We start from the raw sequence: 26,313 nt of genomic DNA on the forward strand, positions 1-26,313 counted from the left end.
CTGGATCTAGTTTTTATTATGGCTTTCTGGATCCCAGTGTCTGGGCACTGGGATGACATCCTGTTACACGTTCAACTTCATTCTCTCTCATCTCCCTATAACTTGGTAATGTAGAATTTTTTACATGCAACCCGATGTATATTGCAACCAAAGCAGCTATGACACTGCAAACTACTGCACCAGCTACAAATGGAACCATTACAGCAGCAGTAATGAATAATCCTGTAATAACAACTCCAACAACATCTTTTGTCAATGAGGTGTAAAAATCCTTTTTGCTCTCTTTATATTTAGTTTCTTGTTCATTTGGCATAGAAAATTGAGCATCTACGAAGCCGTTAGCTTTATTATCATTATTTGGTGTGGCAGTTTGCTTAGTATTTGTTTCCTCTGGTATTACAGGCGTTTTGTTTTTGTTATTATGATTATCACCATTGGTACTGGTTAGAGGAACTGTTGCTATAGGTCTACTACCAATGTTCCCATTACTGCTGCAAGGTTTTGCTCTGTTTTCTTCATTAAGCTTACCACTATTCAAGAACGCATTAACAATTTCAGTTTTACCTACCTGTATGGCCACTTCTAAAGCCTCTTTCCTGTTTGCAGGACTCACGTAACCTAAAATTAGCTCAACTTCTTGGACATTACCTTGAACAATAGCAGAATTCAAGGCATGCAATTTTTCTTCTTCATTAAATTTGCCACTATCCAAAAGTACCTTAACAACGTCAGCTTGTTTTGTTATTGCAGCTATATCCAATATAGTCCTGGAAGCAGTATCTGTAAGATGGATTACAGCATCTAAATCTGTAAACAATTTTACAACATCTAGAAATACGCTACGATCGCCGGTAATATTGGACTCTCTTACAGCATTTGCAAACGAGTCAAAAATTGCCGAATTTGTTTTTTTTCCTTGTATTAGTTGCCCGTAAAGTACTTCAGCAGTCATACCAGGGTTTATGGAGTTACTAGAATCTACTTCATTACTGTCTGCTCTATTCTCTTCCACATTAGGTGCCTCTTCTTCCTTGTTTATCGCTGCGGTTATTTGCTCTTGTTGAAGGGGTTTACACCCATTTTGGAGGAGAAAATCCTTAACGCGTGTGTTGTTATTTTCGGTTGCATGTTTTAGAAGTAAGTCTTCTAATGAATTGTCTCCTTCACATTTATCTTGGAAATTAACTTCTTTCCACTTTGGTTCCTTTTGCAAATCTTTAAGACTAGCAATTCCCTTATCATCATATTTTACAATTGTAGCTATCTTTCGATACAACTCTCTAATATCATCATTACTATATACCATAACTAAACCTACTACTATATGTTAGTTTATTACAGCAACTTTCCCACAACCAGTCAAGACATATTGCAGTCTAAAGTTGCATGATATATATTGGATTCTTTATTTATGATTCTCGAGCAAATGATGGAAGATTTAGCTTATAAATTAGTTAAAGTGACCGAAGCTGCAGCACTTGCTGCATATAAACTAGCAGGCTTCGGCGATGAAAAAAAGGCTGATCAGGTTGCAGTTGATGCAATGCGTACAGTATTAAATTCAATGGAAATAAATGGTACTATCGTAATTGGTGAAGGTGAGAGAGATGAAGCGCCGATGCTATATATTGGCGAGAAGGTTGGCACTGGAAATGGTCCTGAAATCGACATTGCCGTTGACCCACTTGAAGGCACTACGATTTGTGCTCATTACAAATCAGGGGCAATGTCCGTTCTTGCTGCAACGAAAAAAGGTAATTTTTTACATGCACCTGATGTTTATATGGAAAAGATAGCAGTAGGAAAAAATCTTCCAGAGGGTGTAGTCTCACTAAAAAATAGCATTGAAAAGAATCTAGACAATTTAGCCAAGGCAAAAAAATGCAAAGTGAATGATCTCGTGGTAACTGTACTTAAACGTGAAAGGCACAATGAATTAATAGAGAAAATCAGGAAATTAGGAGCAAAAATTAAACTAATAGATGATGGCGATGTTGCAGCCGTAGTTTCACTAGTAAATGGCAATCATGATATGTATATCGGAATAGGAGGGGCACCAGAAGGGGTGCTTGCGGCTGCAGCGCTGAGTTCAATCGGTGGGCAGATGGAGGGAAGATTAATATTTGACACGGATCAATTAAAAGAAAGAGCAAAAAATTTAAATATCCATGACCCAGAAAAAATCTACACCGTAAAAGATATGGCAAGAGGTGAATCAGTGTTTATTGCAACTGGAGTAACAAGCGGAGAACTTGTGGATGGAGTTGATAACATATGTTCAACTAGTTCTTTAATAATTCTACCTAATAAGCTGATAAAGCTGCAAACAATGCAGAACTTATGTTAGCTTTTTTAGTTTCTAATTTTAGCTTTACAACATTTAGCATTAAGATATAATCAAGTTTACTTATAACAATAGAGGTGTGAAATGTTTTCTAGTATTGTAAATCTATTGAATGGTTTTTACAAAAATTCGAGTACCAAGGAAAGTGAAGAAAAGTTGACTCTTCTATCTCCTCAAGCAAATCTTCAATTCGATGAGACTCAGGTACAAAGTGTGCTCTCAGATTTTGAGAAATTGGAGTTTAAGGATAATAAGTGTTTTGACAAAATAGCAGACGATTATGAAAAGAAGGGGAAGAGTTCCCTCTTTAATTACGTGATATTGAATAAGCGGAAAGAAATAATCGATATATTAGATAGGAATCTTCCTCTTCTCGAAGAACAGGAGGAGTTTAGAAAGAAATATAGTCAATATGTTTTTCAAATTGACAAAGGAATGAGTTATGGAAAAGAACTTCAAGATAGACTTCAGTCTTTTAAAGATAGGGCAGAAGAAGTGTTATCAGATTTTGAAAAATTGAATTTCAATTTTAAGGATAATAAATGTCAAGATTCTTCTGATTCTGTAAATTATAATAACGGCCGGCCAGCGGATCCATTTGACAAAATAGCAAACTATTATTGACGGGAGAAGGAGAGCATTTTCCTTTTTAACTATGTGGTATTAAGTAAGCAAAGAGAAATAATGGATATATTGGATAAGAAGCTTACTTCTAAAGATCAGGAGGAGTTAAAAGAAAATTTTAAAAAGAGGTTGGGTAGATATCTTCTTCGAATTGACGAAGGAATGAATGATGCAAAAGAATTTCTAAACAAAGATGATCTAATTGGTTTCTTTGATGGATGTTATTGGCCAGACAAAAAGGCAGGACATCTTGTTAATCATTATGATAATCTTAGTATCAACATTACTAAACCTGGACAGAGTTTAGAAACTAGTCGTCTTTTTAGCGAAAAGATTAAAAGGATGGAAACAATTAAAAATGAGGTACAAAGAGTAAAAATATACAGTAATGATAAAAGAATAGTAACAATTGAGAAGAATGAGAAACAACAGAGGAACTACTCCTTTACAAAATTTGCAATATGTGACATCGAAATTAGTTGGGATGCAAAAGATGAATCTGGAAAAGACCTTAACTGTACTGTTGTTCTAAATATAAATTTAGGTCAAGTTAGTATTAAAAAATCAACTATTGACGGTAAAGATGTTGAACCAAAGAAAATTTTAGAGTTAGCTAAGCAAAACGAGGCTGTGCTTATAAAAGGTAAAGCTTTACATGAAGTTTTAGCAGCACATTTCATTAAGCAAACACCATGTGAGGAAAAGAAGGATATGCAATCGCACGAGAATATCGTTGTACCTGGTTCCGGTGCACCTCGCTCTATTAATGAGGAAATAACTGTAGAGCATCCGTTCGGGAAAGCGGCAAATAAAGATAATCATAGAGAAATGTGAGTTTACAACAAATGGTGCCATGAAAGTAGCTGATACATAACTGTACGAACGTTTGTTTGCGAAGAAATGTTATAGCAGGTTTTGCCTCAAACACAAAGGTGTCATTCCAGTGCTTGACACTGGAATCCAGCCCTTTTACGCAGTCCCATTAAAAACGTTGTATTTTAACGTAGGATTAGCTACTTTTATACTCACCAATTTAATCTCTAATCAAAATTCCTGGATCCCAGTGTCTGGGCACTGGGATGACATCCTCCCTAGTGGATTCAAATCACAATATTCGTATAGTAAGCACTGACCACTTTTGCTTCAATATTTGCGATGCCCCTGAACAGATACAATTATTCTATTATCAGGAGGATGCCATTAATCGCTTTATATAATGCTACTTGTAACACTTATGCCCTGAACGGAGACAGTTTAGGCTGTTATGCCTGGCGGCTTTGTTGGAATAAGTTTTTCAACACTGCTAACAATAAAATTGATTGTATCGTCAGCTACCTTATCGAATTTATCATTTATCTCTTTTCCTATTTCTTGATTTTTAACATATTCGTGTAGAGCTAAAGCAGTTATAGCTGCACATGCTGCAATTAAGCCAGTTTGTGCTATAATGAATAGTGATAATCCTCCTACGAATATAGATGTTAATCCAATAGCCAGGTTTATAATTTTACTTTGTGTTGTTTGTTGCGTCGCTTGGCTTTGATCTGCCTGTTTATCCTCTAAAGCATTCGATATTGTTTTTAAGGCAACTTTTATCGCTATTGCTGCAACTGAAACCATAATTAGCCCTATAGCTATTTTTGCTAAAAGAAGAATCGACGGTAGCATCATTACAAATAATAGCGCGCCAATTCCTCCAGCTAACCACTTCTCATTTATTTTTTTTGATTGATTTGTACCAGTGTTCATTATTACCCTCCACTTTACTTATGATTTACCTATATCTAATACGAAATATGAAGGTAGTCAACTATATATTTTATATGAAAGATTGTATTAAAAGTTTTTCATGTTATTTTTTGCTGCTTCGTGGTTAAATTTGGAATTTTAGAAAGAGTTACGTATTATTTGAAATTCTTGTATACTGTTTTGAATCAGTTAAATAGATAATGAAGTGCAGGACGCAGTTTTAATTTTACAAGATGGCAAGTGCTTTTGGGGAAAATCAGTAGGTAAAAAAGGCAAGTGCATAGGCGAGGTTTGTTTTACCACTGGTATGACCGGTTATCAGCATACTATAACTGATCCTTCTTTTGCCGATCAAATTATAACGTTCACTTTTCCTCATATTGGTAACATTGGAATAAATCATAAAGATAATGAAGGAAAGAAAATTTTTGCAAGTGGTGTGGTTATGCGTGAACTTTCTTCTATGTCCCACCCTTCTTCATATATCAGTTTAAATGATTGGTTAGAGAAAAATAACGTGATTGGGATATCAGGAGTTGATACTAGAGCTTTAACAAGATATTTGAGAGAACATGGATCTCAAAATGGAATGATATGCTCATCGAGTAAGGCGCATGCATTAGACAAATTGAAGGAATACAAACCTGTAAATGGGATAGAAATAACTAATAAGGTTAGTTTAAATAACAGTTTTGAAAATAATAGACTAGCGGAGCACTTTGTCATCCAAGTAGCTGACTACTCGGATCCAGCAAAAAATATATGGATTCCAGTGTCACGCACTGGAATGACATCAGATAGAGCTATTGACCTTAATGCAAAATATAGGATTGTAATCGTTGATTTTGGCGTAAAAATCAGTATAGTTTCACGCTTAATAGAACTTGGTTGTACAGTTGAATTAATCAGACCAAGCACAGGTTTTGCTCAAAAAGTGTTGAGTATAAATCCAGATGGTATAGTGCTTTCAAATGGTCCTGGTGATCCGCAAGAAATAGGAGAAAGTGTAGTTTCAGAAATAGACATTATTATAAAATCTAAAATACCAATTTTTGGCATATGCATGGGCCATCAATTACTTGCGATTACTTTGGGGGCAAAGACCATCAAGATGGATATAGGTCACCGAGGGAGTAACCATCCAGTTTATGATGTAATTAGTGGAAAAGTTGAGATCACTAGCCAAAATCATGGTTTTGTTGTTGATTCAGCTTCTCTTCCAAGTAATGTTGAAATTACTCACATTTCTCTATTTGATAATAGTGTAGAGGGAATAATGATGAAAGATTACCTAGTCTTTTCTGTGCAATATCATCCAGAAGAAGCGCCAGGTACGCATGATTCGCATTATTTGTTTAGGCGTTTTATTGGCAATATTGTGTTATATAAAATGAAATCTGCATGATTTTAATCAGGGTAGGTTTTATTGCTTGATTTTTTAATTTTAGGCGTTTAGTATTAAATACAATAAGAGCTTAAGTTAAGATGCTAAAATAGTATTCTCTTAACAAATTTTTGCGGAGGAGTGACCGAGTGGTTAAAGGTAACAGACTGTAAATCTGTCCGCGTGAGCGTACGTAGGTTCGAATCCTACCTCCTCCATTGTGCGGGTATAGCTCAATGGTAGAGCTCTAGCCTTCCAAGCTAGTGACGTGGGTTCGATTCCCACTATCCGCTCTTTTTTTTGTTGTATTTTTATAAAATCAACATATTATTTATTGATGTATTTGTATTTTAGGTAGAAAAGTTTAAATTATGACAGCAATAGTGGAAGCATTTGGAAAGCCGCATGTAAATGTGGGAACAATAGGACATGTGGATCATGGGAAGACGACGTTAACAGCGGCGATAACGAAGCATTATGGAAATTTTGTAGCGTACGATCAGATAGACAAAGCGCCAGAAGAAAGGAAGAGGGGGATAACGATAGCAACAGCGCATGTTGAGTATCAGACAGAGAAAAGGCATTATGCACACGTTGATTGTCCTGGACACGCTGACTATGTAAAGAACATGATAGTAGGTGCAGCACAGATGGATGCGGCGATATTGGTAGTGTCGGGGGTTGATGGGCCAATGCCACAAACGAGAGAGCATATATTGCTGGCGAAGCAGGTAGGTGTTGGATATATCGTGGTGTATATAAATAAAGCTGATGTTGCTGATGCTGATATGATAGATTTAGTAGAAATGGAAGTGAGGGAATTACTGAGTAAATACGGATTTCCAGGGGATGAAGTGCCTGTGGTGGTTGGTTCAGCGCTCAAGGCGCTGGAGGATGACAGCAGCGAATATGGAAAGAAATCAATAGATAAATTGATGGAAAAGTTAGATGAATATGTAGCGGTTCCACCAAGGCCTGTGGATTTACCATTTTTATTGCCAATCGAAGATGTATTTTCGATATCGGGGCGAGGAACAGTGGTAACAGGAAGAATAGAGAAGGGAGAGATAAAGACGGGAGAAGAGATAGAGATAATAGGTCTGAAAGCGACGCAAAAGACGATATGCACAGGTGTTGAGATGTTTAAGAAGTTGCTGGATAAGGGAAGTGCAGGACTCAATGTAGGAATATTGTTAAGAGGAACAAAAAGAGAAGAAGTGGAGAGAGGGCAAGTATTAGCGAAACCGGGGACGATAACACCGCATAGAAAGTTTAAGGCGGAGGTTTATATATTAAAGAAAGAGGAAGGAGGAAGGCATACACCATTTTTTGCGAATTACCAGCCACAGTTTTATTTAAGGACAACGGATGTAACTGGGAGCATAAAATTGCTAGATGGGAAGGAGATGGTAATGCCAGGAGATAATGTGAGTGTAGAAGTAGAATTGCAAGTACCGATAGCAATGGATAAGGGATTGCGTTTTGCGATAAGAGAAGGCGGTAGAACTGTTGGTTCTGGTGTTGTTTCTGAAATTTTGGAGTGAGTGTAGTAACTAAGATGAAGCAAGATATATATATTAACATTAAGGCTTTCGATTGTTCTTTATTGGAGGAGTGTGTTCGAAAATTTGTTGATGAATTAAAGCGGTCCAGTGCAAAATTATCTGGTCCGATTGCGTTGCCAAGGAAAGATTCTAAATTTATTGTTAATAGATCTCCTCACGTTGATAAAAAATCTCGTGAACAGTTTGAAATGAGAACTTCTAGGCGTTTGATTGTTTTACATGATCTTACTCCTACTATGATGCAGATGCTTACAGGTTTATCTTTTTCTGCTGGCGTAGAAGTGGATTTAAAAGTCAAGGAAGTTAAGGTTTAGGAGAAGGAAATGAAGAGAATAAATTCGCTGAGGAGAATTGGTTTACTAATGATGAATATTGGTCATACTGCTATGTATTCTGACAATAGTCGCATGGCTGTAACTTTATTGCATCTCAGCGAAACTCATATTATTGATATAAAAGGACAAGATAAATGTGGCTATAATTCAGTCATTTTAGGCACAGGAGATTTTAAAAATATAGCAAAACCTCAGTTGGAATATTTAAAGAAAAAGGGTATAAATAATAAATGTAAGTTATACGAAAGTAGATTAAATGACCTGTCGGGAATAGAATGTGGTAAAAAAGTGGGAATCAATCATTTTGTGGTTGGTCAATATCTTGATATTACGGGTTATTCTATAGGTAAAGGATTTGCTGGTGTGATGAAGCGGCATAATTTCAGTGGGCTTAGGGCATCTCATGGTGTTTCTATTGCTCACAGATCACAAGGTTCCACTGGCCAATGTCAGGATCCTGGTAGAGTATTCAAAGGAAAGAAAATGGCTGGTCATTTAGGTAACAGCAGGATAACTGCACAAAATATGAAGATATTATCCATTGATCATGAAAATAGTATAATTGCTGTGAAGGGTAATAATGTTCCTGGGTTTAAAAATTCCTATGTTTTTGTAAGAGATGCAGTTAAAAAATCTTTACATAAAGATGTTCCTTTTCCGGTAGGTTTACTGTTAGATGTAAATGATGATGCTAGTAATTTGGTAAGTTAGTTATGGAATGTAATTTAGTTAATCTATCTAATGATAATGTAGGTACTGCTCAGCTCAATCCTTTGATATTTTCTGCTAAGCAAAAATTGAGTATTTTGCATGATATAGTGAGATGGCAATTAGCGAAGAGAAGAGCTGGTACTCATAAAACAAAAGGTATTAGTGATGTCTCTGGTACAACAGCTAAACCTTATGGTCAAAAACGTACCGGTAGGGCAAGACAAGGGAGCTTGCGATCTCCTCAATTTAGAGGTGGTGGGATTATTTTCGGCCCTGTTGTGAGGAGTCATACTTATTCTCTTAATAAGAAGGTACGCAAATTTGGTTTAAAAATTGCTTTATCTCTAAAGTATTTAAATAATCAAGTAATTATTCTGGATAATTTAAATATTGATGTGAAGAAAACGTCTGAAATGTGTAAATGTATTAAAAATTTTAAATTTTCTTCCTTTTTGATAGTTGGTGATTATGGAGATGATTTGTTGCGTGCGGCTAAAAACTTGCACTATGTAGACTTAATCAAACCTATTGGGTTAAATGTTTTTGATATATTGAATCACGAATGCGTGATGTTGACAAAGGATACTTTAAAGCATCTTGAAGGTAGATTGTTATGATCAAATATAATAATATAATAAAATCTTCTATAATTACAGAAAAGGCCTCTTTTTTGAGGGAGAAGTTTAATAAATATTCTTTGTATGTTTTTGTAAATGTAAATAAGCGTCAAATAAAGTTGGCAATAGAGTCTCTATTTGATGTTAAAATTTCTTCTATAAATGTTGTTAGAATTAAGCCTAAATATAGGCGTTTTAGGGGTGTGGTTGGTTGTGAAAAACAGAAAAAGAAAGTTTATTTTTCTTTGATGGATGGTCAAAAATTAGATATAATGAGCGTTTAGTATGGGTATGAAATTTTTTAATCCTGTTACTCCGTCTTCTCGTGGGACTGTGTTAGTAAGTAAAGTTGGTTTATCAAAAGATGAGCCAGAAAAGTCTCTTACATCCGGTAAAAAGTCCAGTGGTGGAAGAAATAATCATGGTAGAATTACAACTCGTCATAGGGGTGGTGGTCACAAAAAGAAGTATAGAGTGATAGATTTTAAGCGTAATAGAAGTGGTCAAGGTATAGTTGAAAAAATAGAGTATGACCCAAATAGAAGTGGGTTTTTGGCGTTAATATCATATAAGGAAGATGATATTAAGTCTTATATATTAGCTCCTCAAGGTATGAAGCCAGGTGATGTTGTTACAGCTGGGAATGATGCTGATATTTTGCCAGGGAATTGTTTACTACTCAAGCATATACCTGTTGGTTCTTTCGTTCATAATGTTGAGCTGAAGCCAGGTAATGGTGCTGCGATTGCTAGAGCTGCTGGTTGTTATGCACAAATCGTTGGTCGTGATGGCCAATATGTTTTATTACGACTCAGGTCTGGTCAAATTAGGTTGATTTTATCTTCTTGCAAGGCTACTATTGGTGTAGTATCTAACCCTGACCATAAGAATAGAAAGTTGGGTAAAGCTGGGAGAAGTAGGTGGCTTGGGATTAGACCTACTGTACGTGGAGTTGCAATGAATCCAGTTGACCATCCTCATGGAGGCGGGGAAGGAAAAACCTCTGGTGGTCGTCATCCTGTTACTCCTTGGGGTGTTGCAACAAAAGGAAAGAAAACTCGAAGGAGAAATAAATCTAGTGATAAGTATATAAAACAATTGAAAGGTTAGTTTATGAGTAGATCTGCATGGAAGCCTCCTTTTTGTCATCCTTCTATATTAAAGTCGGTGAATAATGCTTTAAACAAGGGGTTTGTTAACATGGCTATAAAAGTTCATTCCAGGGCTTCTGTAATTCTTCCTAATTGTTTAGGTTTAAAGTTTGCTGTTTATAATGGTAAGGATTACATTCCTGTGAATGTTAATGATCAGAATATGATAGGTCATAAGTTTGGTGAGTTTTCACCCACTCGTAAATTTACTGGGCATAGTGGTGATAAAAAGGCGACAAGAAGGTAATTGATATGAAAAACAGAGATGTAATAGTTAAAGCTGGTTCTAGGGTTTTAAAATCAACTCCTCGTAAATTGAATTTGGTTGCTGGTTTAGTACGTAATAAAAAAGTTTCTTTTGCCACTGTGCAATTAAGATTTTGTGAAAAGAAAGCTGCAGGTCTTATAAGGAAGGTATTAAATTCTGCGATTGCTAATGCTCAAAATTATGGATTGGATATCGATAATTTATATATAAAAGAAATTTTAATAGGTAAGTCTCTTACTTTGCGTAGGGTATGTCCAAAAGCTATGGGTAGAGCTAATAGAGTTAGTAAACGTTATAGTAATATAACTGTAAAATTGGGGGAAATTATATGATTCATAAAAATAGAAAATTAATAAGGAAAGTGCAAAAATATGGGAAACGTTAATCCTAAAGGATTTAGGTTAAAAATAATTAATACTTGGTCATCTATTTGGTATGCTGAGAAGGGTTATAAACAAGGGTTGCATCAAGATTTATCTATTCGCAGTTATATAAATGAATCTTTTAAGCATGCTGGTGTTTCTAAAGTAATTATAGAGCGTACGATCGATTTGGTATCTGTAATAATACATTCTTCTAGACCTGGAGTGATAATAGGTAAGAAAGGCTCGGATATTGAGAAGATAAAGCAAAAGATAGCTGAAAAAGTAAAAAATAATGTGGAAGTGAATGTAGTAGGGGTTAAAAGGTCTGAAATAGATGCAGTTTTAATATCAAACAGCATTGCACAGCAGTTAGAAAAAAGGGTTTCATTTAGAAGAGCGATGAAAAAAGCTATTCAAAGTTGTTTGAGGATGGGTGCTAGAGGTATTAAAGTAAGTTGTTCTGGGCGCCTTGGCGGAGCTGAGATAGCTCGTACTGAGTGGTATAAAGAAGGCCGTTTGCCTTTGCATACTTTACGTGCTAATATAGATTATGCTTTTGCTGAAGCAAAAACTATATATGGCATCATAGGAGTTAAGGTCTGGGTTTATATTGGTAACTAATTAGGTATATTGAAATGTTTATTCCTAAAAAAAGTAAATATAAAAAAGTATTTAAAGGACGAATTAAGGGTAACACGAAAGGTGGTAGCACATTATCTTTTGGAGATTATGGTCTAAAGGCTATGGAAGCAGGTAGGATTCAATCTAAGCATATTGAAACTGCAAGGCGTGTAATATCTAGAACATTAAAACGCTCTGGTAAAGTGTGGATAAGAATTTTTCCTGATACCCCTGTTAGTAAAAAGCCGGCGGATGTGCGTATGGGTAAAGGGAAAGGTAGTGTTGAGTTTTGGGTATTTAAAGCTAAGCCCGGTAGAATGTTGTTTGAAATTAGCAGTGATGTTCCCATGCATTTAGCAAGATTGGCGCTTGAAAAGGCAACTGCTAAGCTTCCTATGAAGTGTAAATTTGTATCTAATCATAATTAAATGGAGTTGCAATGGATATAGCTGACATTGAATCGAGGTCCTCGCAAGAATTGCATGAAATTCTTGTGAATTTGAGAAAAGAGTTTGTTAATTTGGTTTTTCAAAAGAAGCTGGGCCAGTGCAACAATATTTCGCGTTTTAGCTTAATAAGAAAGAGCATAGCTCGTATTTTAACTACATTAAATAAAAGAAGAAGAGAGGAAAAGAATGCCTAAAAAGGTTTTTTGTGGTACTGTAACTAAGGCTAAGTGTGATAAGACTGTAAAGGTTTCGGTATTACAAGTGTATAAGGATGAGCTGTATAAAAAGGTTATAAAAAAATACAAGAAGTATACAGCACATGATGAGAATAATAGTTGTAAAGAAGGGGACAAGGTTTTAATACAAGAACACAAGCCTATTTCTACTACTAAAAAATGGGTTATTGTTAATAGCTCACATTGAATAGGATATTTATATGATTCAAAAAAATACATTGTTGGAAGTAGCTGATAATTCTGGCGCGCGTGCAGTGCTTTGTATTGGTTTATTGGGTGGTAGAAAGTCTGCATCTATAGGTGACACAGTTATTGTATCTACTAAATCTATTACTCCAAGAGGGAAAGTTGAGAAGGGAAAAGTATATAGAGCAGTTGTGGTGAGGGTGAAAAGCCCTATTAGGAAATCTGATGGTTCTGTAATTCGTTTTTCTAGCAATGCTGTAGTTTTGATTAACGATCAAGGTGAACCACTTGGCACTCGGGTGTTTGGTCCGGTAAAAAAGTTATCATCTGGTTCTTTTATGAAGATAATGTCATTAGCTGTTGAGGTTTTATAATGAGTGCTAAAATAAAAAGTGGTGACGACGTTATAGTTTTAACTGGTAAAGATAAGGGAAAAATTGGTAAGGTAATCAAAGTTATAGCACGTGATGCTAAAAAGAAAGTAATTGTTTCTGGAGTGAATGTGCATAAGAGACATACTAAACCAAAAGCTGGTAGTAGTGGTGGTATATTAAATAAAGAGTTAGCTATTGATATATCCAACGTTGCAACATTGGACCCTAAATATAAAACTCCAACTAGAGTGGGGTTTAAGGTTATAGACGGTAGAAAAGTGCGTTTTGCAAAAGTTTCTGGAGAAGTGATAGATTAGGTTGATATGTTTAAAGAATTGTATAAAGATAGCATAGTAAAGTCCTTGAAGGATAAGTTTAATTACGGCAATATAATGCAAGTGCCTAAACTTGTCAAGGTGTGTATCAATATGGGCGTTGGAGATGCTGCTACAGATAGTAAAGCAATAAATGAACCACTTGATAGCCTATATTTGATTGCTGGGCAGAAGCCTTTATCAACTTTTGCAAAAAAATCTATTTCTGGCTTCAAGATCAGAAAAGGTGCTACAGTAGGTTGCAAAGTAACTTTGCGTAGAGATAAAATGTATGAGTTTTTAGAAAGATTGATATATATTGCTTTGCCAAGGGAAAAAGATTTTAGAGGATTTAGTGTGAAGCAATTTGACGGTAATGGTAATTTTTCCTTTGGTATAAAGGAACATATCTCGTTTTTAGAAATAGACTATGATAAAATAAGTAAAATTAGAGGTATGGATATTAATATTATAACAAGTGCAGTTAGTGATAAGGAAGCAAAGGAATTATTACTGGCTCTTAAATTTCCTTTTTTTGATTAATTGAGAGGAGAAATATATGGCAAAAAAATCTATGATAGAAAGAAATCTTCGCAGAATAAAGTTGTGCGATCAATATAAAGAAAAAAGAGAAAAATTGAAATCTATAATAAATAATAAGAATTTGTCTATTGTAGAAAGGTTTACAGCTCAAAATAAATTAATTAAAAAATTGCCTAGAAATTCTTCTAAAACCAAAATTAGAAATAGGTGTGCTTTAACTGGGAGACCAAGAGGAGTATATAGAAAATTTGGTTTATGTAGAATTGTTTTGCGTGATTTATGTTCTTTTGGGCAAATTCCAGGAGTTACAAAGTCTAGTTGGTAAATATAATATAAGGAGTATATTGTGGCGTTATCTGATAGTATTGGTGATTTTTTAACAAGGATACGTAATGCTCAATTGGCAATGCATAGGGCAACAAGGGTACTATTTTCTAAGATGAATTCTTCTATATTGGAGATTTTAAAAGAGGAAGGGTATATCCTTGATTATGAAAAGCAAGTTGTAGATAACTTACCTTCTTTCATTGTAAAATTGAAGTATTATGAGAAGTCACCTGTAATTAGTGACATAGTTAGGGTGTCAAAGCCTGGTTGTCGTCGTTATTCTAAGTATAAGGACATTTCTAAAGCATATAATGGTCTTGGTATTTTTATTATATCGACACCCAAAGGAGTGATGACTGATTATAATGCACATAAATTAAAGGTTGGTGGAGAAGTTTTGTGTCGTGTGTTTTAAATAATAGGAGAAATTCATGTCTCGTATAGGTGCTGCTCCTATCAATATTCCTGCTGGTGTTTCAGTTGAATATAATAATGGTAGTATGTTAATAAAGAGTGCTAAGGCTGAAAAGGAAGTTAGCTTGATCAGGGATGTTGTGTGTCAGATTATTGATAATCAGCTATTGCTTTCTGTTGATCAAGATAAAGATAATTATGATAAAATAAAGCCTATGTGGGGCACTTATAGGAGTAATATTAATAATATCATTAACGGCATGGTTGATGGTTTTTCTGTTAATCTTGAGATTAACGGTGTGGGATATAAGGCAGAGTGTGATGGTAAGTATTTGACTTTATATCTTGGTTATAGCCATAATGTTAAATATAAAGTGCCTAAAGATGTTGAGATTAAGTGCATAAAGCCAACTCACTTAGTAGTTAGTGGTATGGATAAGCAGAAGGTCTATATGGTGGCGTCTGATATATGCAAAATTAGAAAATATGATCCTTATAAAGGTAAGGGTGTTGTAATAAAAGGCAAATTTATGCTGCGTAAGGTTGTAAGTAAAAAGAAGTAATAAAAATGAAAAGATCGTATAATTTTTTAAGTAATTCTGAAAAAAGGAAGTTACGTAATAGAGCGAAGCTTGACAAGAGCGCTGAACGTTTACGTATATCCATATTTAAATCTAATAGGCATTTTTATGTCCAGTTAATTAATGATGTAAAAGGAATAACTCTCACTTCAGCTTCTACTTTGGATGCTAAAATTAAGGATGTATGTAAAGGGAAAGTCAACGCTGAAACTATAAAACAGGTTTCTTCTTTAATGGTTGAGCGTCTGTCTGGCATGAAATTAGAGCAGCAGCTTACGTTTGATCGTGGAGCGTATAAATACACAGGATTAGTTTCTCAATTTGCTGAGGCTTTAAGAAGTTCTGGATTTGAATTTTAGAAGGTTTTGAATATGGCTATAAAGAATTTACAAAATAATAATGATTTATCAGAGCTTTTAGTTTCGGTACGAAGAGTGGCAACGGTTACCAAAGGTGGTAGAAGATTTTCATTTTCAATTTTGGTTGTTGTTGGCGATGAGAAGGGTAGGGTAGGGTGTGGAATAGGTAAGCACGCAGAAGTTGCTGAAGCAAGAGTCAAAGCTGTAAATGCTGCAAAGAAATCAATGATTAGAGTGTACTTGCGTGAAGGTAGAACTTTGCATCATGATATTAAAGCTAAATTTTGTTCTGGTGAGATAGTTTTAAGAACCGCAAGAGCCGGAACAGGTATTATTGCTGGTGGAGCGATTAGATCAGTTTTTGAGGTGTTAGGTATAAAGGATGTGGTAGCTAAATCCACTAGATCAAATAATCCTCATAACGTTATATGTGCGGTGTTTAAGGCTTTTGATAGTATGTTATCTCCTCGTCAGGTAGCAAGCAAAAGAGGCAAAAAGATTAGCGAGATAGTTGGAAACAGGTAAAGTATGAATAATGCTGTAAAATTAAACTCTATATTTACTAAATTATCTAAGAAAAAGAAGCCTAAGTTGCTGGGTAGAGGTATCGGTTGTGGTAAAGGTAAAACATCCGGTAGAGGGCATAAAGGGCAGAAGGCTAGAAGTGGAGTTTCTATAAATGGTTTTGAGGGTGGACAACAGTCTATATATACTCGTTTGCCTAAAAGAGGTTTTAAGCCTATACGTAGGAGCATATACTCTATAATTAATGTTGGCGATATACAGCGCTTAATGGAAGCTAAAAAAATAGTGAAAGACTCTGTTATAGATAAGGAGAGGCTGTATAAATTAGGTTTTATAAAGTCTATTAAGGATAAAATTAAACTTCTTAATAAAGGTAAGTTGAGCGAAAAATTTGTGTTTCATGTTGATTTTGCGTCAGAAGCTGCAAAAAAATCTGTAGCTTCAGTTGGTGGTAGTGTGGAAATACTATCGTAAGTCATGGGCAATAAATCAGCATTTAATAGCTTGGATCCTACGTTGTTATATAAAGGCGATTTATTAAAGCGTATATTTTTTACGCTAATAGCTTTAATTTGCTATCGCTTGGGTACTTATGTGCCTATTCCTGGAATTAATCTTGATGTAATTAATGATATATTTCCCAAAGATGGCTCAGGCGTTTTTGGAGTATTTAATTTATTTTCTGGTGGTGCATTGGCTAGAATGACAATTCTAGCATTGAACGTTATGCCATATATAATGGCTTCTATCATTATTCAGTTACTTTCTTCTGCGATTAAAGGAATGAAGGAAGTTAAGAATGATGGAGAGTCAGGCCGTAGAAAGATGAATTCTTATATACGCTATCTGACCATAGTAATTTGTGTATTTCAATCAATTCCAATTTTGGTTGGATTGGAAGGGATGAATAGGGAAGGGGTATTGGTTGTAATCGAACCTGGTGTTATGTTTCGTACAATAGGTGTTTTCAGCCTTTTAGGTGGAACTATGCTTTTAATATGGCTTGGTGAACGAATCAGCGCTAGCGGTATAGGCAATGGTATCTCATTAATCATTTTCACGGGTATAATATCAGAGTTACACAGCGCTTTGTCATCTTTGTTAACGTTAAATAAAAACGGTAGCGTATCGTTATTTATTATCCTTTTTGTTTTGGTATTGTTTTTTTTGCTGCTTCTCTTAGTCATTTTTGTAGAGTCTTCTTATAGAAAGGTTATTGTTCAACATCCTAAAAAGCAATTTAAAAGATTACATAATGACGATTTTACTTATATTCCATTGAAGATTAATTTATCTGGTGTAGTACCAACCATTTTTGCTAATGCAATTTTATTGACACCTATTTCAATTGCAAATTTCTATAAGGGGCACGCTTTTTCTGATTTTATTTTGAATTACTTTATGGCAAATAAAGTAGTATATATTGTAGCCTATTTGGTGCTGATAGTATTTTTTAATTTTTTCTATACCAATTTTATATTTAATCCAGAGGAAAACGCAGATTTTCTTAAAAAAAATGGTGGTTTTATACCTGGTAGAAGGCCTGGGAAACATACTTCTGATTACCTTCAAGATATAGTTTTTAAGTTGACATTCATTGGCTCTGCGTATTTGGTAGTCATATGTACTGTACCTGAAGTTATGAGATATTATTATGATATACCATTTATTTTTGGTGGGACGAGCTTACTGATTATAGTGAACGTTATTACTGATACTATTATGCAAATACAATCTTATATTTTTTCAAATAGGTACGACAACTGGATAAAGAAATATGAGTCTAAAACGAGGAAAGTAAGATGATCATTACGATTTTTGGTCCTCCAGGTTCTGGTAAAGGTACTCAGTCAAGCTTGTTAATAGCAAAATATAATTTAAAATTAATTTCAGTAGGGGATTTATTAAGGAATATTATATCTAGCAGTAGTGAGTTAGGTAAAAAAATAAAGGGTACCGTGGAATCTGGTAATTTAATTCAAGATGAAATTATATGTGGATTATTACGTGACCAGCTTGCATTAGTGGATGATAATTGCTTATTAGATGGTTTTCCGAGAAATTTAAACCAGGCTCATTTTTTGACTCAAGTTTTGCAAGAAAAATATAATAGGGATGTTGACATTGTAGTTGAGCTGCAGCTTGACGATAATATTGCAATCGATAGGTTAAAAAATCGTCTCGCGTGTTTGGACTGTAAAAGCATATATAGTGTATCTTCTTTTAAGAGTACTACTTGTGCTAAATGTAAAAGTACGAGGTTAGAGAAAAGAATTGATGATGCTGATATGTCTGCAATTAATAAGAGAATAAGTGAATATCACCTTCAAATGAAAGGTTTACGCGAGTATTATAAAGGCAAATTATTAACAATTGACGCTAATTTGAGTGTTGATGAGGTAACGCAAGAGATTGAAAGTAAAATTTCTTGTAATTTGGTTTGACTCTGAGTTGTTTTATGGTATAAATTAAGAGTTGTTATTAATAAAGTATCGAGGTACCAGTGGCACGTATTGCAGGCATAAATATTCCAGTGAGGAAATGTGTTCCTTTTGCATTAACTTATATATATGGTATAGGTATTGCTACTGCGAATGTAATTTGTCACGCTTGCGAAGTTGATAAGCGCAAACGTGTTTCAGAATTACGAGATGAAGATATAGAAAAGATCAGCGGTTTCATTAGACAAAATTATGTTATAGAAGGTGAGCTCAGAAAAGAAGTGGCTATGAACATAAAATCTTTAGTGGAAATGGGATGCTATAGAGGGGTGAGACATAGAAAAGGTTTACCTGTGAGAGGGCAAAGGACTCATACTAATGCTAAGACTCGTAAAGGTAGATCTCGGTTGCCTATTGCTGGGAAAAAATAAAATTTATTATTATTGTGAGTTTTAATGAAAAAAGTCAAAACGGTTAGTAAGAGTAAGAAGGAGTTTATTACTGGTGTTGTCCATATTCGTGCAACTTTTAATAATACTTTTGTAAATGTAACTGATGTTCATGGTAATACGCTATGTCAAACTTCTGTGGGTGCATGTGGTTTTTCAGGTTCGAGAAAATCCACACCTTATGCTGCAGGTAAGGCTGCGGAGTCTGCTGCGAAGAACGCAATGGAGAGATTTGGTATGAAGGTTGTCTCTGTAATAATTCGCGGCCCTGGCTTTGGTACCGAAGCTGCGGTTAAAGCACTTCAGAGCTGTGGGTTGACTGTGACTTCAATTGCAGATAAAACCGCAATTCCTCATAATGGGTGCAGGTTAAGAAAAAAAAGAAGAGTATAGGATATTTGAAAAGGTTGTTTTATGTATTATAATAATGATGTTTCTCTCTGTAGCAATTTAGATAAATTGATTAAACCTAGTTCAGTTAAGGTAATATCAGATGATTCAAGTGAAAAAAGTGATATAGTGCTAGAACCGTTGGAAAGTGGTTTTGCTTTAACATTAGGCAATGCATTAAGACGTGTAATGTTATCTTCTCTTAAAGGTAGTGCTGTTTATGGAATAAAAATTGAAGGTGTAACTCATGAGTTCACTTCAATTCAAGGGGTGAGAGAAGACGTAACTGATATAGTATTAAATATGGGTATGTTGAGGTGTAAATTAAATGGTGCTTCTAATAAATGCTTAAATTTAAACGCTAAAGGGCCTTGCCAGGTATTAGCTGGGATGATAGAAACTGATGATCAATGCTCTATTGTTAATAAAGATTTGTTAATATGTACGCTGGGGCAAAATGTGGAGCTTAACATGACCATATATGTGGCTAGCGGAAAAGGTTATCTTCCTGTAACTAAATATAAAGAAAATGAACTTTTGAAGCTTATGAGTGAACAGGATTTAATTGGTTTTATTCCAGTTAATGCTTTGTATAGCCCTGTCAACAGGGTTTCGTACAGGGTAGAGAACAGTCGTGTTGGCCAAGTGACTGATAAGGATAAGCTGATATTGTCAATTGAAACTGATGGTACAATTTCTCCGAGTCAAGCTGTTGACTCTGCTGCAAGAATATTACAGGAGCAACTTCAGCCCTTTATTAGTTCTGATGTAAGTTATAAAAAATCGCAGGTTTCTTCGTCTAGTGGTGCTAAAGATTTGGGTTATGACCCTGTCTTATTGCGTAAGGTAGATGAAATGGAATTATCTGTCAGGTCTCATAACTGTCTGAAAAACGAAAACATCACTTATATAGGTGATCTTGTACAAAAGACAGAAGGTGAAATGTTAAGAACTGCTAATTTTGGCAGAAAGTCTTTGAATGAGATTAAGGCAGTTTTGACTAATTTTGGCTTGTCTTTGGGTATGAATGTGCTAAACTGGCCACCTAAGGATATAGATGAGTTGGCTAAACAACATACTGATGAAGATTAGGTGATATATGAAACATGGAATAAAAAAACGTAAACTATCTCGTTGTACTGAACATAGATTATCGACGTTAAAGAATCTATCTATCTCATTAATTAACCATGAGCAGATTGTAACTACTTTACCAAAAGCTAAGGAACTTCGTCCATATGTCGAAAAGTTTATTACAATTGCTAAGAATAAGAATACTTTACATGGTAGAAGACTTTTGCTTTCACGCCTTCATAATAGTAAGTTAGCAGTTGATAAGTTATTAAACGTCTTAGCCAGCCGTTATCAAGATCGTAAAGGTGGGTATTCTAGAATAATAAAATTTAGCACTCGAAAGGGTGATTGCGCTTCAATGGCAGTGATAGAACTGGTTGATAGGGATATTGCAGCAAGAGGTAAGGTTTATAGTAAAAATAAAGAAGGAGGCAAAGTAGTTACACAAAGTTAATTGTTATCATAATTGTTCTTCTTGTGGTAAGTAGGTTACGCTACTTTGTAGGTTACTTTGGCGAGTTATTAGTTTTAGTATATTTAAAACTGAAATGGTATAATGTTATAAAACGCCGTTACCGTTGTAAGTTCGGTGAAATTGACTTAATTGTATCTAAAAAAAAGGAGCTGATTTTTATAGAAGTTAAAACAAGTTTACTTGGAAAAGAAATACCGATATCTCATCTTCAATGTCAGTCTATTATAAATTCTTCTAAGTATTTCTTAAGTAAAAACCTTAGTTTTTTAGATTATTCAGTCAGATATGATTTATATTTTCTTTCCTTAAAGAGAAGACCTGTTTATATAAAAAATGCTTGGATTGAAGAATGAAAGATTTGTAGCTGAATTAATTTAGATTTACTGGATTTAATATGAAAAAGACCCAATACAATAATTTAGTTTCATCTTACGCTAGAGTGCTATTTCATGTCTCAGGAAGCAGGTTAGGTATTATAAGGAAAGAAGTAGAATTTTTGTTGGCTTTTTTTAAGGATCAACGTGATGTTTTTGTGTACCTATCTCATCCTATGATTTCTTTTGCACACAAAAAAGAAGTGATGCTTTCTATAAGTGAGCACTTGAGTGAGAATTTAGTAAAATTTATTATGGTTATATTTGCAAATAAACGCTCTAGTTTATTGATCCTTATATTAGAAAAATTCTTAAGTCTTGCAAGAGAAAATGAAAATGAATTCGAAATTACTATAAAGTCAGCAGAAACTTTAAAGGAATCTGATATAAAAATAATTACTGAATCTTTGAGCTTTCTTGGTAAAATAATAAAAGTAAGCAATGTGGTTGACCCTTCTATACTAGGTGGCTTCGTAGTTAGGTATGGTTTTAATTTGATCGATGCTTCGCTAAAAAGTTACTTGGATAGGTTAGTTGACTTAAGTAAAATGGAAATATTAAAAGTAAGGAATTTTGTATGAAGAACAGTATGAATGTTTCTGAGATAGCAAGTATAATAAGAGAAAAGGTTGAGACGTTTGATAATCCTATAAAGCGGGAAAATATAGGTGAAGTAATTTCAGTAACAGATGGTATCGCATTGGTTTATGGGCTGGAAAAAGCAAAATTCGGTGAAAAGGTATTTTTTGCAAGTGGTGTAGAAGGAATAGTTCTCGATTTAGATCATAATACGGCTGGAATAGTTGTGCTTGGTAATGACCGTGATGTGAAAGAAGGGGACGTTGTAAAATGTAGTGGTGATGTTGTGCAGGTGCCTGTAGGGCATGAATTGTTAGGGAGAGTTGTAAATGCGTTGGGCCATCCTATGGACGACGGTGGGGAAATTAGAGCCAAAAACAGAATGGATATAGAATCTAAAGCGCCAGGCATTATTGATCGTAAGTCTGTGCATGAGCCACTGCAAACAGGAATTAAAATTATAGATTTGCTAATTCCAATAGGTAGAGGGCAGCGTGAATTAATTATTGGTGATAGACAAATTGGTAAAACTACTATTGCGCTTGATACTATTATCAATCAGAAGAAGATTAACGATGAGGTAAACGAAAATCAAAAAGTTTACTGTGTTTATGTTGCTATTGGGCAAAAAATTTCAACAGTAGCAAAAGTGGTAAATAAGCTGAAAGAAAGCGGAGCATTAGAGTATACAACTGTAGTTGTGGCTAGTGCATCTGACTGCGCGCCTATGCAATTTTTAGCACCTTATGCTGGTTGCACTATTGGGGAATTTTTCCGTGACAATGGAATGCATTGTTTGATTATATATGATGATTTATCTAAGCATGCTGTGGCATATAGGCAGATGTCTTTATTGCTCAGACGTCCTCCTGGTCGTGAAGCTTACCCTGGAGATATATTCTATGTACATTCTCGCTTGCTTGAAAGAGCTGCTAAAATGTCTGATAAAAAAGGGCAGGGTTCTTTAACTGCTTTGCCAATTGTCGAAACTCAAGCTGGTGATGTATCCGCATATGTGCCAACAAATGTTATTTCAATTACCGATGGGCAGATCTTTCTTGAGTCTGAATTATTTTATAAAGGATTTCGACCTGCAGTAAATATAGGTTTGTCGGTTTCACGGGTTGGTTCTGCTGCACAATTAAAGTCTGTGAAAAAAGTTGCTGGTTCTATAAAGCTAAGCTTAGCTCAGTATAGAGAATTAGAAGATTTTGCAAAATTTGGTTCTGATCTTGATGCTAGTGTTCAATTATCCTTGAATAAGGGTAAATATCTTGTTGAGTTATTAAAGCAAAAACAACATTTACCTATGTCAATAGAAGAGCAAGTAGTGCTGATGTATATTTTTTCTAACCTGTATAATCAGTTAAGTAAAATACAAATAAGTAACGTTAATAAATTTGAACATGATCTTGTTAATTATTTTCGTACTGTACACCCTGGGGTTTTAAAAAAGTTGTCAAATGACATGAATGGTGATATAAAAGGTGATATTTTTAATATTGTGAGTAATTTTGTTACTCAATTTAATTGCGTTTAGGTGGTAATTATGGCTTCATCTATTATTAATAAATTTCCTATGACGAGGGAAGGTTTTGAGAATATGCAAGCCGAACTTGAAAAATTAAAGGAAGAAAAGCCTTCTGTTATACAAGCTATTTCTGATGCTCGTGATCAAGGTGATTTGTCTGAAAACGCAGAGTATCATGCTGCACGGGAAAGGTTAGGTTTTATTGAAGGCCGTATAATGGAGATAGAAAGTAAGCTCTCACATGCGGAAGTAATAGAAGTAAAAAATTTGTCTGGTGATTCAGTAATATTTGGTGCAACTGTGACATTAAGAATGTTAAGTGATAATAACGGTGAAGTGGAATATGTTTATAAGGTTGTAGGCGAATATGAAGCTGATGTTTCAAAGCAGTTAATATCTACTAGTTCACCACTCGGGAGTGCCTTAATCGGCAAAAAAGTCGGTGAGTATGTGGAAGTGACAGTGCCAAATGGAGAGAAATTGTATAAAATAGTTAAGATTGAATTTAAGTAAATTATTATGGTACAGGCCACTTATGCTTCAATGAGTCTACCCGGTATTTCTTCTGTGGAAGATGTATTAGAGGATGCTCGTTCCGGTAAATTGTTCATTTTAGTTGATGATGAAAGTAGAGAGAATGAAGGTGATTTGGTTGTCTTAGCTGAAAAAGTAAAACCAGAACATATGGCTTTTATGGTTAGATACGGTACTGGTATTGTATTTTTAGCTATGACAAAGCTTCATATGAGTAAACTAAATCTTGAGTTTATGAGGAAGAGCAATGTAGATGAAAAGCTTACTCCTCATACTGCATTTACTACGTCAATTGATGCGCGTTATGGCATTACAACAGGTGTTTCTGCTCATGATAGAACGCATACGATACTTACTGCCATTGATGAAAAGAGTACTAAGGACGATATTATTACTCCAGGGCATGTTTTCCCTATTATTGCAAATGAAGGCGGGGTTTTAGCACGCAATGGTCACACTGAAGCAAGTGTTGAAATAGCAAAGTTGGTTGGTCTTAATCATGTAGCTGTAGGGTGTGAATTAGTGAATGATGATGGCTCTATGATGCGCTTACCTCAGTTGCTTAAATTTGCTGAACAACATAAAATTAAGTTAACTACCATCGACAAACTTATCAGTTACGTTAAAAAATTAAACTAGCGTTTATAAATTTGTATAATTTAAGTGTTAAAATATAAAATTCCTGTAAATTATACAAGCACAGAATTTTCATGTTTAGAATTGCTAAGTTTTTGACCTTATTGTTCTTTCTTGCATATTATAATAATGCTTACTCTATTAACATTATTAGAGATAGTGAGGTGGAAGCAATAGTGAAAGAGCTAGCGCAACCTTTATTTTCTGCTGCAGATATTGATCATGATCAAGTGAAAGTTTTTGTAATTAATGACAGTTCGATTAATGCTTTTGTAATTAACAATAACAGTATCTTCATTCATTTAGGGCTTTTACGATATTCGGCTAAACCTTATGTCTTGCTTGGTATATTAGCACATGAGATTGCTCACATATCTGCTGGTCATATATTGCAAATGAGTAGTGCTGTGGGTTATTTTCAATCGATAGCAATGATTAGTTATATGGTAGGATTAGTTTCTAGTATTATCATTAACCCTCAGGTTGCTGGTGCAATTTTGCTTAGTGGTGTAGCACTCAGTTCAAGGCTATTTTTTAACTATTCTCAAGAGCAAGAAAGTGTAGCAGATAGCTATGCTTTAAGGTACCTTGATGAATCTGGCTATGATAATTCAGGTATGAAAGAGATTTTTGATTATTTTAAAAGTATTGAGCATGAGAATACCGAGGAATATTTCCGTACTCACCCACTTAGTGAGAAACGTATATTTGCTGTACAGAATTATAAGGTCAAAAACAACGTAAAACCAATTTTTGCGGATAAGTTACTAAAGTTTGAGCGTGTGGTTGCAAAGCTAGACTCTTTCTTTGCTCCTATTCATGTGTTATCTAATAAATATGAAGATAATTCTGAGTATGTAAATGCTATAGTTTGCTATAGGCAAGGAAAGATAGAGGAGGCTATTGCTAAAGTTAATTCATTGATTCAAGAGTCACGCAATGACCCATACCTATATGAATTAAAAGCAGAAATGCTATACAAGGCTGGAAATTTAAGTGAAGCAATAAAAATGTATGAGGAATCGCTTAGGTATTTATCTGAGAAAAACAGTTATTTAGTGAAACTTGCATTATCTCATACTTTATTATTACACGGTGATGCAAAAAAGGCAATTTTTTACCTGGAGCAGATTTTGAATGTAGAACCAAATAACGCTTTTGTCTGGAAATATTTAAGCGTTGCATATAAATGTGACGCTGATACGGCAATGCATTATTTTGCTTTGACAAAAAAGGCTTGTATTGAAGGTGATTTAAAGCAATTTACAAAATATGCTGAGCTAGCTGTTAAAACTTTACCAAAAGATAGCCCTTATTTGTTGCAAGTTGAAGATATGAAGCGATTTAATGGATAACAAAAAAGCATTTCTGTACTTTTATGGGTTTCTCTTTCCACAATTTTCCAACATAGCTTTTGCTTCATCGCTTACATTGGGCATAATTTTCGTTATGATAGTTTTAGCGCCAAAAAATACACCACAGAACATGCCAAGAGCAAAGAGGGCTGGCCACGGCATCCTGCCAAATATTGCAAGCAAAGCTGCACCAATTATTACTACCGTCATAAGTGGACCGCCTATCCCCCAAACATAACCAATAATATTGCATATTACTTTAGTTGTGTCATCCATATCAGGGTCAGCTGCATAACCTGAGAAAGAGAAAAGCAATACTACGCAAAAAACACTAAAAAATTCCATTATAGAGCTCATTTTTTTGCCTCTAAATAATAAATTAACGTAAACCTACACCTACACATATTTTTATTTTAAAGTAAAAATTATAATT

40 protein-coding genes and 2 tRNA genes are annotated in these 26,313 nt (G+C 34.7%); 39 read left to right on the top strand and 3 right to left on the bottom strand.

Features of this window, described 5'->3' with window-relative positions:
• Positions 1–16: 16 nt before the first annotated feature.
• Positions 17–1,306, bottom strand: a complete 1,290-nt coding sequence (locus tag ACJZL3_RS01390) for an ankyrin repeat domain-containing protein (protein ID WP_419198830.1) — start codon at positions 1,304–1,306, stop codon at positions 17–19.
• A 123-nt stretch (positions 1,307–1,429) separates the two neighbouring features.
• On the opposite strand from ACJZL3_RS01390, the gene glpX reads away from it, so the two are divergent.
• The 3 genes from glpX to ACJZL3_RS01405 all read left to right on the top strand — a co-directional run bounded on the left by glpX (position 1,430) and on the right by ACJZL3_RS01405 (position 3,802).
• Positions 1,430–2,347, top strand: coding sequence for a class II fructose-bisphosphatase (gene glpX, locus ACJZL3_RS01395; RefSeq protein WP_070356883.1), 918 nt, complete (start codon positions 1,430–1,432; stop codon positions 2,345–2,347).
• Positions 2,348–2,428: 81 nt separating this feature from the next.
• A complete protein-coding gene (locus ACJZL3_RS01400; protein ID WP_244226827.1) occupies positions 2,429–2,968 on the top strand; it encodes a hypothetical protein in 540 nt (179 codons plus the stop codon).
• Positions 2,969–3,001: 33 nt separating this feature from the next.
• The gene (locus ACJZL3_RS01405; protein WP_244226826.1) at positions 3,002–3,802 is read left to right on the top strand and encodes a hypothetical protein; all 801 of its coding nucleotides are present in this window, start codon (positions 3,002–3,004) and stop codon (positions 3,800–3,802) included.
• 420 nt (positions 3,803–4,222) lie between these two features.
• On the opposite strand, the gene ACJZL3_RS01410 is transcribed toward ACJZL3_RS01405, so the two are convergent.
• Positions 4,223–4,717 carry a hypothetical protein gene (locus ACJZL3_RS01410; protein WP_010962761.1) on the bottom strand — a complete coding sequence of 165 codons (495 nt, stop codon included), beginning with the start codon at positions 4,715–4,717 and terminating at the stop codon, positions 4,223–4,225.
• Between the two features lie 205 nt (positions 4,718–4,922).
• Here ACJZL3_RS01410 and carA point away from each other — a divergent pair, with 205 nt between their 5' ends.
• From carA to ACJZL3_RS01590, 36 genes are all read left to right on the top strand, one after another.
• Positions 4,923–6,122 carry a glutamine-hydrolyzing carbamoyl-phosphate synthase small subunit gene (gene carA / locus ACJZL3_RS01415; protein WP_419198831.1) on the top strand — a complete coding sequence of 400 codons (1,200 nt, stop codon included), beginning with the start codon at positions 4,923–4,925 and terminating at the stop codon, positions 6,120–6,122.
• A gap of 114 nt (positions 6,123–6,236) precedes the next feature.
• Positions 6,237–6,319 (top strand) — tRNA-Tyr (locus tag ACJZL3_RS01420).
• Positions 6,320–6,323: 4 nt separating this feature from the next.
• Positions 6,324–6,394 (top strand) — tRNA-Gly (locus ACJZL3_RS01425).
• Between the two features lie 78 nt (positions 6,395–6,472).
• Entirely contained in the window at positions 6,473–7,645 is a 1,173-nt protein-coding gene (gene tuf, locus ACJZL3_RS01430; protein ID WP_010962759.1) for an elongation factor Tu, read from the top strand.
• A gap of 14 nt (positions 7,646–7,659) precedes the next feature.
• Positions 7,660–7,980 (top strand): 30S ribosomal protein S10, encoded by a 321-nt coding sequence (gene rpsJ / locus ACJZL3_RS01435; protein WP_012673184.1) that lies wholly within the window; start codon positions 7,660–7,662, stop codon positions 7,978–7,980.
• A 9-nt stretch (positions 7,981–7,989) separates the two neighbouring features.
• Complete coding sequence (rplC, locus tag ACJZL3_RS01440; RefSeq protein ID WP_010962757.1) at positions 7,990–8,712, top strand: 50S ribosomal protein L3; 723 nt, start codon at positions 7,990–7,992, stop codon at positions 8,710–8,712.
• Between the two features lie 2 nt (positions 8,713–8,714).
• On the top strand, positions 8,715–9,329 hold the full coding sequence (gene rplD / locus ACJZL3_RS01445) for a 50S ribosomal protein L4 (protein WP_012673183.1): 615 nt from the start codon (positions 8,715–8,717) through the stop codon (positions 9,327–9,329).
• Complete coding sequence (locus tag ACJZL3_RS01450) at positions 9,326–9,613, top strand: 50S ribosomal protein L23 (protein WP_010962755.1); 288 nt, start codon at positions 9,326–9,328, stop codon at positions 9,611–9,613. The genes rplD and ACJZL3_RS01450 overlap by 4 nt, the downstream gene beginning before the upstream one ends.
• A gap of 1 nt (position 9,614) precedes the next feature.
• A complete protein-coding gene (gene rplB, locus ACJZL3_RS01455) occupies positions 9,615–10,439 on the top strand; it encodes a 50S ribosomal protein L2 (RefSeq protein ID WP_015589143.1) in 825 nt (274 codons plus the stop codon).
• 3 nt (positions 10,440–10,442) lie between these two features.
• A complete protein-coding gene (gene rpsS / locus ACJZL3_RS01460; protein ID WP_006279181.1) occupies positions 10,443–10,727 on the top strand; it encodes a 30S ribosomal protein S19 in 285 nt (94 codons plus the stop codon).
• A gap of 5 nt (positions 10,728–10,732) precedes the next feature.
• On the top strand, positions 10,733–11,080 hold the full coding sequence (gene rplV, locus ACJZL3_RS01465; RefSeq protein ID WP_007549821.1) for a 50S ribosomal protein L22: 348 nt from the start codon (positions 10,733–10,735) through the stop codon (positions 11,078–11,080).
• 39 nt (positions 11,081–11,119) lie between these two features.
• The gene (gene rpsC / locus ACJZL3_RS01470; protein WP_010962753.1) at positions 11,120–11,734 is read left to right on the top strand and encodes a 30S ribosomal protein S3; all 615 of its coding nucleotides are present in this window, start codon (positions 11,120–11,122) and stop codon (positions 11,732–11,734) included.
• A gap of 14 nt (positions 11,735–11,748) precedes the next feature.
• A complete protein-coding gene (rplP, locus tag ACJZL3_RS01475) occupies positions 11,749–12,162 on the top strand; it encodes a 50S ribosomal protein L16 (protein ID WP_010962752.1) in 414 nt (137 codons plus the stop codon).
• 11 nt (positions 12,163–12,173) lie between these two features.
• Positions 12,174–12,377, top strand: coding sequence for a 50S ribosomal protein L29 (rpmC, locus tag ACJZL3_RS01480; RefSeq protein ID WP_006279350.1), 204 nt, complete (start codon positions 12,174–12,176; stop codon positions 12,375–12,377).
• On the top strand, positions 12,370–12,606 hold the full coding sequence (rpsQ, locus tag ACJZL3_RS01485) for a 30S ribosomal protein S17 (RefSeq protein WP_007549925.1): 237 nt from the start codon (positions 12,370–12,372) through the stop codon (positions 12,604–12,606). Before rpmC ends, rpsQ begins: the two co-directional genes overlap by 8 nt.
• 13 nt (positions 12,607–12,619) lie before the next feature.
• The gene (rplN, locus tag ACJZL3_RS01490) at positions 12,620–12,979 is read left to right on the top strand and encodes a 50S ribosomal protein L14 (protein ID WP_006279348.1); all 360 of its coding nucleotides are present in this window, start codon (positions 12,620–12,622) and stop codon (positions 12,977–12,979) included.
• On the top strand, positions 12,979–13,296 hold the full coding sequence (gene rplX, locus ACJZL3_RS01495) for a 50S ribosomal protein L24 (protein ID WP_006279347.1): 318 nt from the start codon (positions 12,979–12,981) through the stop codon (positions 13,294–13,296). Before rplN ends, rplX begins: the two co-directional genes overlap by 1 nt.
• A 6-nt stretch (positions 13,297–13,302) precedes the next feature.
• Positions 13,303–13,836, top strand: a complete 534-nt coding sequence (gene rplE / locus ACJZL3_RS01500; RefSeq protein ID WP_010962750.1) for a 50S ribosomal protein L5 — start codon at positions 13,303–13,305, stop codon at positions 13,834–13,836.
• Positions 13,837–13,852: 16 nt separating this feature from the next.
• Complete coding sequence (gene rpsN, locus ACJZL3_RS01505) at positions 13,853–14,161, top strand: 30S ribosomal protein S14 (protein ID WP_006279345.1); 309 nt, start codon at positions 13,853–13,855, stop codon at positions 14,159–14,161.
• Between the two features lie 21 nt (positions 14,162–14,182).
• Positions 14,183–14,578 carry a 30S ribosomal protein S8 gene (gene rpsH / locus ACJZL3_RS01510; protein ID WP_007551150.1) on the top strand — a complete coding sequence of 132 codons (396 nt, stop codon included), beginning with the start codon at positions 14,183–14,185 and terminating at the stop codon, positions 14,576–14,578.
• 16 nt (positions 14,579–14,594) lie between these two features.
• On the top strand, positions 14,595–15,140 hold the full coding sequence (gene rplF / locus ACJZL3_RS01515) for a 50S ribosomal protein L6 (protein WP_007551152.1): 546 nt from the start codon (positions 14,595–14,597) through the stop codon (positions 15,138–15,140).
• Positions 15,141–15,145: 5 nt separating this feature from the next.
• Entirely contained in the window at positions 15,146–15,517 is a 372-nt protein-coding gene (rplR, locus tag ACJZL3_RS01520) for a 50S ribosomal protein L18 (RefSeq protein WP_006279867.1), read from the top strand.
• Positions 15,518–15,529: 12 nt separating this feature from the next.
• A complete protein-coding gene (rpsE, locus tag ACJZL3_RS01525; RefSeq protein WP_419198832.1) occupies positions 15,530–16,042 on the top strand; it encodes a 30S ribosomal protein S5 in 513 nt (170 codons plus the stop codon).
• Positions 16,043–16,045: 3 nt separating this feature from the next.
• A complete protein-coding gene (gene rplO, locus ACJZL3_RS01530; RefSeq protein WP_006279863.1) occupies positions 16,046–16,516 on the top strand; it encodes a 50S ribosomal protein L15 in 471 nt (156 codons plus the stop codon).
• A gap of 3 nt (positions 16,517–16,519) precedes the next feature.
• On the top strand, positions 16,520–17,848 hold the full coding sequence (gene secY, locus ACJZL3_RS01535) for a preprotein translocase subunit SecY (protein ID WP_010962747.1): 1,329 nt from the start codon (positions 16,520–16,522) through the stop codon (positions 17,846–17,848).
• Positions 17,845–18,486: an adenylate kinase family protein gene (locus ACJZL3_RS01540; RefSeq protein WP_007550178.1), complete on the top strand. Its 642-nt coding sequence runs from the start codon at positions 17,845–17,847 to the stop codon at positions 18,484–18,486. Before secY ends, ACJZL3_RS01540 begins: the two co-directional genes overlap by 4 nt.
• A gap of 59 nt (positions 18,487–18,545) precedes the next feature.
• Positions 18,546–18,914, top strand: coding sequence for a 30S ribosomal protein S13 (rpsM, locus tag ACJZL3_RS01545; protein ID WP_010962745.1), 369 nt, complete (start codon positions 18,546–18,548; stop codon positions 18,912–18,914).
• 24 nt (positions 18,915–18,938) lie between these two features.
• On the top strand, positions 18,939–19,325 hold the full coding sequence (gene rpsK, locus ACJZL3_RS01550; protein WP_015589137.1) for a 30S ribosomal protein S11: 387 nt from the start codon (positions 18,939–18,941) through the stop codon (positions 19,323–19,325).
• A 21-nt stretch (positions 19,326–19,346) separates the two neighbouring features.
• On the top strand, positions 19,347–20,414 hold the full coding sequence (locus tag ACJZL3_RS01555; RefSeq protein WP_012673178.1) for a DNA-directed RNA polymerase subunit alpha: 1,068 nt from the start codon (positions 19,347–19,349) through the stop codon (positions 20,412–20,414).
• A gap of 7 nt (positions 20,415–20,421) precedes the next feature.
• Positions 20,422–20,850, top strand: coding sequence for a 50S ribosomal protein L17 (gene rplQ, locus ACJZL3_RS01560; protein ID WP_007550873.1), 429 nt, complete (start codon positions 20,422–20,424; stop codon positions 20,848–20,850).
• Between the two features lie 23 nt (positions 20,851–20,873).
• On the top strand, positions 20,874–21,224 hold the full coding sequence (locus tag ACJZL3_RS01565) for a YraN family protein (RefSeq protein WP_012673177.1): 351 nt from the start codon (positions 20,874–20,876) through the stop codon (positions 21,222–21,224).
• A 41-nt stretch (positions 21,225–21,265) separates the two neighbouring features.
• On the top strand, positions 21,266–21,826 hold the full coding sequence (gene atpH / locus ACJZL3_RS01570) for an ATP synthase F1 subunit delta (RefSeq protein WP_419198833.1): 561 nt from the start codon (positions 21,266–21,268) through the stop codon (positions 21,824–21,826).
• The gene (gene atpA / locus ACJZL3_RS01575) at positions 21,823–23,364 is read left to right on the top strand and encodes a F0F1 ATP synthase subunit alpha (protein WP_038198926.1); all 1,542 of its coding nucleotides are present in this window, start codon (positions 21,823–21,825) and stop codon (positions 23,362–23,364) included. Before atpH ends, atpA begins: the two co-directional genes overlap by 4 nt.
• A gap of 9 nt (positions 23,365–23,373) precedes the next feature.
• Entirely contained in the window at positions 23,374–23,868 is a 495-nt protein-coding gene (gene greA, locus ACJZL3_RS01580; protein WP_010962740.1) for a transcription elongation factor GreA, read from the top strand.
• Between the two features lie 6 nt (positions 23,869–23,874).
• The gene (ribB, locus tag ACJZL3_RS01585) at positions 23,875–24,528 is read left to right on the top strand and encodes a 3,4-dihydroxy-2-butanone-4-phosphate synthase (RefSeq protein WP_419198835.1); all 654 of its coding nucleotides are present in this window, start codon (positions 23,875–23,877) and stop codon (positions 24,526–24,528) included.
• A 71-nt stretch (positions 24,529–24,599) separates the two neighbouring features.
• A complete protein-coding gene (locus tag ACJZL3_RS01590) occupies positions 24,600–25,880 on the top strand; it encodes a M48 family metalloprotease (RefSeq protein ID WP_419198836.1) in 1,281 nt (426 codons plus the stop codon).
• Between the two features lie 21 nt (positions 25,881–25,901).
• On the opposite strand, the gene ACJZL3_RS01595 is transcribed toward ACJZL3_RS01590, so the two are convergent.
• Positions 25,902–26,237 carry a TrbC/VirB2 family protein gene (locus ACJZL3_RS01595; protein WP_070356877.1) on the bottom strand — a complete coding sequence of 112 codons (336 nt, stop codon included), beginning with the start codon at positions 26,235–26,237 and terminating at the stop codon, positions 25,902–25,904.
• Between the last annotated feature and the right edge of the window lie 76 nt (positions 26,238–26,313).

Origin of the sequence: Wolbachia endosymbiont of Rhagoletis cingulata (genome assembly GCF_048537655.1) — a bacterium.
GTDB lineage: Bacteria > Pseudomonadota > Alphaproteobacteria > Rickettsiales > Anaplasmataceae > Wolbachia > Wolbachia pipientis.

Coding starts and splice junctions, on each gene's coding strand:
- rpsJ (WP_012673184.1), top strand. CDS start 7,660: ATGAAGCAAGATATATATATTAACATTAAGGCTTTCGATTGTTCTTTA.
- atpH (WP_419198833.1), top strand. CDS start 21,266: ATGAAAAAGACCCAATACAATAATTTAGTTTCATCTTACGCTAGAGTG.
- ACJZL3_RS01540 (WP_007550178.1), top strand. CDS start 17,845: ATGATCATTACGATTTTTGGTCCTCCAGGTTCTGGTAAAGGTACTCAG.
- ACJZL3_RS01400 (WP_244226827.1), top strand. CDS start 2,429: ATGTTTTCTAGTATTGTAAATCTATTGAATGGTTTTTACAAAAATTCG.
- secY (WP_010962747.1), top strand. CDS start 16,520: ATGGGCAATAAATCAGCATTTAATAGCTTGGATCCTACGTTGTTATAT.
- rplD (WP_012673183.1), top strand. CDS start 8,715: ATGGAATGTAATTTAGTTAATCTATCTAATGATAATGTAGGTACTGCT.
- rplO (WP_006279863.1), top strand. CDS start 16,046: ATGAATAATGCTGTAAAATTAAACTCTATATTTACTAAATTATCTAAG.
- ACJZL3_RS01410 (WP_010962761.1), bottom strand. CDS start 4,717: ATGAACACTGGTACAAATCAATCAAAAAAAATAAATGAGAAGTGGTTA.
- rpsK (WP_015589137.1), top strand. CDS start 18,939: ATGAAAAAAGTCAAAACGGTTAGTAAGAGTAAGAAGGAGTTTATTACT.
- rplB (WP_015589143.1), top strand. CDS start 9,615: ATGGGTATGAAATTTTTTAATCCTGTTACTCCGTCTTCTCGTGGGACT.
- rplR (WP_006279867.1), top strand. CDS start 15,146: ATGAAAAGATCGTATAATTTTTTAAGTAATTCTGAAAAAAGGAAGTTA.
- ribB (WP_419198835.1), top strand. CDS start 23,875: ATGGTACAGGCCACTTATGCTTCAATGAGTCTACCCGGTATTTCTTCT.
- rplF (WP_007551152.1), top strand. CDS start 14,595: ATGTCTCGTATAGGTGCTGCTCCTATCAATATTCCTGCTGGTGTTTCA.
- ACJZL3_RS01390 (WP_419198830.1), bottom strand. CDS start 1,306: ATGGTATATAGTAATGATGATATTAGAGAGTTGTATCGAAAGATAGCT.
- rpsN (WP_006279345.1), top strand. CDS start 13,853: ATGGCAAAAAAATCTATGATAGAAAGAAATCTTCGCAGAATAAAGTTG.
- ACJZL3_RS01595 (WP_070356877.1), bottom strand. CDS start 26,237: ATGAGCTCTATAATGGAATTTTTTAGTGTTTTTTGCGTAGTATTGCTT.
- rplX (WP_006279347.1), top strand. CDS start 12,979: ATGAGTGCTAAAATAAAAAGTGGTGACGACGTTATAGTTTTAACTGGT.
- glpX (WP_070356883.1), top strand. CDS start 1,430: ATGGAAGATTTAGCTTATAAATTAGTTAAAGTGACCGAAGCTGCAGCA.
- rplN (WP_006279348.1), top strand. CDS start 12,620: ATGATTCAAAAAAATACATTGTTGGAAGTAGCTGATAATTCTGGCGCG.
- ACJZL3_RS01590 (WP_419198836.1), top strand. CDS start 24,600: ATGTTTAGAATTGCTAAGTTTTTGACCTTATTGTTCTTTCTTGCATAT.
- tuf (WP_010962759.1), top strand. CDS start 6,473: ATGACAGCAATAGTGGAAGCATTTGGAAAGCCGCATGTAAATGTGGGA.
- atpA (WP_038198926.1), top strand. CDS start 21,823: ATGAAGAACAGTATGAATGTTTCTGAGATAGCAAGTATAATAAGAGAA.
- rpsE (WP_419198832.1), top strand. CDS start 15,530: ATGGCTATAAAGAATTTACAAAATAATAATGATTTATCAGAGCTTTTA.
- rplE (WP_010962750.1), top strand. CDS start 13,303: ATGTTTAAAGAATTGTATAAAGATAGCATAGTAAAGTCCTTGAAGGAT.
- rplC (WP_010962757.1), top strand. CDS start 7,990: ATGAAGAGAATAAATTCGCTGAGGAGAATTGGTTTACTAATGATGAAT.
- ACJZL3_RS01555 (WP_012673178.1), top strand. CDS start 19,347: ATGTATTATAATAATGATGTTTCTCTCTGTAGCAATTTAGATAAATTG.
- rpsQ (WP_007549925.1), top strand. CDS start 12,370: ATGCCTAAAAAGGTTTTTTGTGGTACTGTAACTAAGGCTAAGTGTGAT.
- ACJZL3_RS01450 (WP_010962755.1), top strand. CDS start 9,326: ATGATCAAATATAATAATATAATAAAATCTTCTATAATTACAGAAAAG.
- rpsC (WP_010962753.1), top strand. CDS start 11,120: ATGGGAAACGTTAATCCTAAAGGATTTAGGTTAAAAATAATTAATACT.
- rplV (WP_007549821.1), top strand. CDS start 10,733: ATGAAAAACAGAGATGTAATAGTTAAAGCTGGTTCTAGGGTTTTAAAA.
- greA (WP_010962740.1), top strand. CDS start 23,374: ATGGCTTCATCTATTATTAATAAATTTCCTATGACGAGGGAAGGTTTT.
- rpmC (WP_006279350.1), top strand. CDS start 12,174: ATGGATATAGCTGACATTGAATCGAGGTCCTCGCAAGAATTGCATGAA.
- rpsS (WP_006279181.1), top strand. CDS start 10,443: ATGAGTAGATCTGCATGGAAGCCTCCTTTTTGTCATCCTTCTATATTA.
- rplP (WP_010962752.1), top strand. CDS start 11,749: ATGTTTATTCCTAAAAAAAGTAAATATAAAAAAGTATTTAAAGGACGA.
- rplQ (WP_007550873.1), top strand. CDS start 20,422: ATGAAACATGGAATAAAAAAACGTAAACTATCTCGTTGTACTGAACAT.